This window comes from Rhizobacter sp. P1_G5, assembly GCF_056405435.1.
In genome coordinates this window covers 1-5,204 of sequence record NZ_JBFUCB010000446.1, presented here as the reverse complement: position 1 = coordinate 5,204, position 5,204 = coordinate 1, and the positions used below count along the sequence as shown (strand labels likewise).

Here is a 5,204-nt window from a genome sequence, read left to right as displayed (position 1 = left end):
GTTGTGGACCGTGAGGATCAGGTTGGCGTCGTTGGGCAGCACGAGCCTGGGCAGGTCGGCCGCGCTGTTCCAACTGGTCGGGCCGACGACGATCAGGCGTTGCGGGTTGTCGCGGCGAATCACGCCGACCGCCCGCGCCATCAGGTCGTTCCAGCGATCGGTCAGGTTGCCGTGCGGCTCGTTGTAGACCTCCAGGATCAACCGGTCGCTGCGATTCTTGTAGCGAGCCGCGATCTGCCGCCACATCGCGAGGAAGCGCACTTCCACCACGGCGGGGTCCACCGAGCGCTCATTGGCGTCCAGCACGTCGCCGTCCAGCTGGCGATAGTGGTGCATGTCGAGCAGCACGTGGACGCCTTTGTCCAGCAGGCGGTCGACCACGCTGTCCACGCGTGCGAAGAAGGCCGGGTCGATCACCGCCGCAGCATCGGCCGAGGCGTGGTTGCTCCACCGGACAGGCAGCCGAACGCTGTCGAAGCTGCCGCCATCGAGCAGATCGATGAAGCGTTGCTCCACGGTCAGGCCCCAGTCGCCTTCTCTCGGCGGCTCGAGCATGTTGCCGAAGTTCACCCCGCGACCGAGTGCTGCCGCAGCGGCGCTGGCTCGCGCCGAGGCGCCGGGAGGGTTGCCCGCGGCCGCGGCCGGAAAGTCGGCCAGCGTTGCCGTGTCGGACGCCGTCGCGCCGCCGGCGCCACCGCRAGCCGCCAGCCCCGCGCAGAGCAGGGCCGCGGTCAAAGCGAGTCGTGCAATCGATTGCAAAGAGGGGGAAGTAAAACTTGGAGCGGTCCTTTCAGAGGTGCCACGAATAGAGCTTACTTCCGTCTTCATCATTCGTTCAACTTCCGGTCATGGGGTTTGAAATGACGTGCAATCGATTGCACGTTGACGGGATGTTGCAACGAAGTTACTGGTTGTGTCAATCGATCCGTCCCGTATCATCGGAATACCGTGAATTACTGGGCAGTCGGCATGGACGCAGCGCCTTGCCGGGATGCGCCCGGTGCAATCGTTTCCAGAAACCGACAAGGAGGGCCCTTTCGGGCAAGCATTCAATGACCAGCCCTGGAAAAGGAAGGCGCGACGAGCTGGCGAGCCGAGGCGCATCGGAGCAGAGTGCGACCCTGCAGGACGTCGCTCGGTTGGCGGGTGTTTCAGCCAGCACCGTGTCGCGCATCCTGAACGGGCACGTCGACTCGCCGCGGCGCGACGCCGTCGAAGCCGCGATCAAGAAGCTGCGCTTCAAGCCGAACCTGGTCGCGAAAAGCCTGCGCAGCGGGGTGAGCATGACCATCGGCGTGCTGACGCAGGATTTCGACAACCCCTATACCTCGCGTGCAGCCACGGGCGTCGAAGACGAACTGAGGAGCAGCGGCTACACCCCCATCCTGGTCTCGGGCCACTGGGGTCGCGACGGTGACGAAGCGGATCGCGTGCGCCTGCTGATGTCGCGCAAGATCGACGGCATCGTGGTCATCGGTGGACGGCTCAGCAACGAGCAACTGCTGGATCTCTCCGAGCAGCAGCCCATCGTCGTCATCGGCCGCGAATGCCACGGCCCCCGCCTGAGCTCACTCGATGTCGACCAGCGCCGGGGCGGCTACATGGCAACCCGTCACCTGATCGAGTTGGGGCATCGGCGAATCGCGCACATCGCGGGGATCGAATACCAGCCCGATGCGATTGCCCGCATGCAGGGCTACATGGATGCGCACCGCGAGGCCGGTCTCTCGGTGGATCAGCGCCTCATCGTGCGCGGTGATTTTTCCGAATTGGGTGGCATGCAGGCGATGCAGGCCCTGCTGGATTCCGGCATCGGGTTGACGGCGGTCTTCGCGGCGAATGACCCGAGCTTGAACGGCGCGCGGCTGGTCCTGTTCAATCGAGGCATCGAGGTGCCGGGGCAGGTCTCGCTGGTGGGGTTCGACGGCTTTCCTCCGTCCGCGTATTCGGTGCCGCCGACCACCACGGTCCGGCAACCCATCTATGAGATGGGCTGCACCGCCGCCAGGGAATTGCTTCGGTTGCTGGGCGTGAAACAGCTGAACGACGCGCCGATCGGGTCGCTGGATCTGCAGCTGGTGGTGCGGGGCAGCACCGCACCACCGCCTCACCCGGCTGGATGACCCTGGGTGGGTCGGTGCGGCGCGCCCCTGTCATTCGACATGCGACGCCCTCATGGTGCAGCCCTTGTCGCATTGAGCGAGGCACGGATCGCCTCCGGCGGAAGCAAGGCTTCGTATTGCCGTTCAAGCTCCATGAACACCGAGTGCGAAGCATCTCCGACCATCAGCCGGGATTCCGTCACGAAGTCGGACAGCCGATCACCGTTCGCACCGTAGAGCGAATCGTCCGAATCTTCCGGATGTTCCAGCACGGCGACGGCCATCTTCGAACGCAGATCCGCGAGGTGACGGTTCGACCAGTTGGAGACGATCGAATCCAGCTGCCTCAGCGCCATCTTCAGCACGTCGACAGGCATCGTCGCCAGCGCGGCCAGGCCCTGGGTGGCCAGCGCACGCTCGACGTACCGGAGGTGGCGCAGCACCTTGCGGGCCTGGGGATGCGAATCGAGCAACTTCTTCAGCGCGGCCCGCAACGGCGCCGCTTCGGCGATGGCCGCTTCGCTCAGCGCCTGCGGTCCGGGCTCGGGCGTGGCGATGCGGATGTGAAAGTCCCGCCCCTCGCGCTCCAGTTTCAAGTCGCTGAAGAGGATGCGCGCCATGAAGTGAAACGGTGCCAGCAGCAACCGAAACTGAAGTGGAACCATCGATCGCACACCCGCCGTTGTCATCACCTCGACAGTGTGGGCAGCCTTCGGATCGAATGCATGATCGAGCCATGATCAATGGTTCAACGGCATGACACCCCGTGAGCATTTCACGGGGTTGCGCGGGACGGCTCAGCAGGGCGAGTTGGTCTGCGTGAGCACGCCGAGCTTGTACGGCAGCCTGCCGTAGTCGCCGCTCGCGCCAGGCGCCAGCCCCTGGTAGAGGAAGTGCATGTTGCAGGCGCTGACCTCGACGTTCTGGTCATACCCGGTGCGCAGAATCTCTCCGTGGCTGATGCCCTGGCTCCACTTGCCGGTCGGGAAGCTCACGTTGGCGTCGCCGGCGAACGGGCTGGACTCGGTCGCGGCCAGCGGCGTCCAGGTTCCGCCCAGGCTGCTCGAAGTCCACGAGCGGAAGTACCGCCCGCTGCTGCCGATGGCCTCGACGATGAGCAGGTACTGCCCGGTCTCGCGCACCTTGTACACCTGCGGTGCTTCGAAGACCTTGTTGCGATCGGCGTCCTGCAGCGCGATCACCGTGTTGCCGAAGCCGTTCGGGAAGTTCGCGAGCGTGGTCTGCGAGCGGTAGATCTGCCCGTTGTCGCCGGCGGAGAACAGGTGGCAGTTGGCCGCGTCGCAGGCCACCGCGAAGTCCAGCCAGTTGCCGCCACCGTTGCCGGTGTTCTGCTGAACGATCGGCGGCACGCTGCTGTAGAAGGTCTTCAGCGCGCTCCACCCGCCCGGGTTGCCGATGTCGGGGTTGGTCGAGTAGGCGGCGTTGCCGTTCTGGAACACCAGGTACCACAGCCGCGAAGGCGCATGGAAGAACACGAACGGTGCAGCCCGGTACCCGCCGCCGATGGCGGTGGAGTCGAGGAAGTAGGGCGTCGCCGCCCCGGCGTTCGACCAGTCCGTGAAGGAGCGGTACTCCAGGCCCCACCCGTTGCCCTTGGCCTGGGTCGAGAACACGTGCCAGAGGCCGTTGTAGAACACGACCGACGGGTCCTTGATCGCCACTTCCGGGAACTGCGCGGCGGGCTTGGCCACCATCAGCGCCGCGCTCGAGGTCCAGCGGAAGCTGGACGGCAGCGCCACGTTGCCGCCTCCACCGCCGGGCGGCGGCGTGGTGGCGCCGACCGGCACGAGCGCCCAGGTCTGGTTGCGGCCGCTGTAGTCGGTGTACTGGGTGACGTCGCCACCGTCGGCGGTGGACGCGCCGGCGACTTCGAGCACCTTGCCCGAGTTGCGGTTGATGAAGCGCACCGCGTTGTTGTCGGCGCCGACCAGCTGCCACTGCTGGTTGGTGCCGTCGTGGTCGGTGTACTGGTTGACGGCGGCCCCGTCGGCCGTCGAGAAGTTCCACACGTCGACGACCTTGCCCGAGTGCTTGTTCTTCAGCCGGTAGTAGCCGTTGCCGGAAGGGACCAGCTGGAACTGCTGGTTGGTGCCGTCGTGCCGGCTCCACTGGCGGAACTCGGCACCGTCGCCGGTCCCCCAGTTGTAGAGGTCGAGCGCCTTGCCGCTGTTGGCGTTGACGACGACGTACCAGGTGTTGGCGTCGACCGTGACGGCGGCCAGCGCCGGGGCGGTGGCCACCAGGGCGCCCGCCGACAGCACGAAGGCCGCCAGCGTCGACAGCGTCTTGCGAAGCTTCATCGTGTTCTTCATGACAGTTCTCCTTCAGATGAGAGGGGGCTCACAGGTCACCGAATCCGATCGCACCGTTGCAGTGCAGCCATTCGCTGCGACCGCTGCCGCCGCCGCACCGGCCGTTCTGGTACACGCCGGTGTTGTAGGTCTGGTTCTCGGCCTGCCGCACGCTGCCGTTCACGCTCAGGTAGTCGATCTGGACGTCGCGGCCGCCGGCGTCATTGGTGAACTCGACGGTGCTGCCGCCCGACAGGCTGGTCGTGAAGGTGTAGTTGGTCATCGCGGTGCCGAGCGTCCAGCTCTGCACCGCGGTGCCGCCGACGCGCAAGGTCACGCGCTCCTGGCCCGAGGTTCCGCGTGCGCGCACGACGATGGTCTTGCCGGTCGTGCCGCCGCCGCCGGGGTTGCCGGGGTTGTTGCTGCGCACGTAGTTGGCGAGCCAGGTCAGCGCGGGGCGCGCGCTGCCGTCGCGGCGCACGAGGTGGGAGTTGGCCACCCAGGTCTGGCCTTCGTTGTAGCCCCACAGCGTGACGCCCGCGACGGCCGGGTGCGTCCAGAAGATCGGGAACTTCTGTTGATAGCGCGCCAGCTGCGTGGCGTCGTCACCGGTCATGTCCAGCTCGGACACGTAGATCGGCAGGCCGGTCTGGGCCAGCGACTCCAGGCTTTGCGCGATCACGGCAGCCGGCACGTCGTCCAGGCTGAAGTAGTGCGACTGGATGCCCACGCCGTCGATCAACCCGCGCGACTTCAGGATGTTGACGATACCCTTGTAGCGGTTCAGCTC

5 protein-coding genes are annotated in these 5,204 nt (G+C 66.1%); 1 reads left to right on the top strand and 4 read right to left on the bottom strand.

Annotation, left to right across the window (positions count from 1 at the left end):
* The coding region (locus AC1D12_RS24145) for a glycoside hydrolase family 5 protein (RefSeq protein ID WP_477843345.1) at positions 1–735 on the bottom strand (735 nt) is incomplete at its 3' end.
* A gap of 350 nt (positions 736–1,085) precedes the next feature.
* Between AC1D12_RS24145 and AC1D12_RS24140 the strand changes: the two genes are divergently transcribed.
* A complete protein-coding gene (locus AC1D12_RS24140) occupies positions 1,086–2,123 on the top strand; it encodes a substrate-binding domain-containing protein (protein WP_477843347.1) in 1,038 nt (345 codons plus the stop codon).
* Positions 2,124–2,173: 50 nt separating this feature from the next.
* Here the strand turns inward: AC1D12_RS24140 and AC1D12_RS24135 are convergent, their stop codons facing one another.
* The 3 genes from AC1D12_RS24135 to AC1D12_RS24125 all read right to left on the bottom strand — a co-directional run.
* The gene (locus AC1D12_RS24135) at positions 2,174–2,722 is read right to left on the bottom strand and encodes a hypothetical protein (protein ID WP_477826441.1); all 549 of its coding nucleotides are present in this window, start codon (positions 2,720–2,722) and stop codon (positions 2,174–2,176) included.
* A 177-nt stretch (positions 2,723–2,899) separates the two neighbouring features.
* Positions 2,900–4,435, bottom strand: a complete 1,536-nt coding sequence (locus AC1D12_RS24130; protein ID WP_477826442.1) for a non-reducing end alpha-L-arabinofuranosidase family hydrolase — start codon at positions 4,433–4,435, stop codon at positions 2,900–2,902.
* 28 nt (positions 4,436–4,463) lie between these two features.
* The coding region (locus tag AC1D12_RS24125; protein WP_477843343.1) for an endo-1,4-beta-xylanase at positions 4,464–5,204 on the bottom strand (741 nt) is incomplete at its 5' end.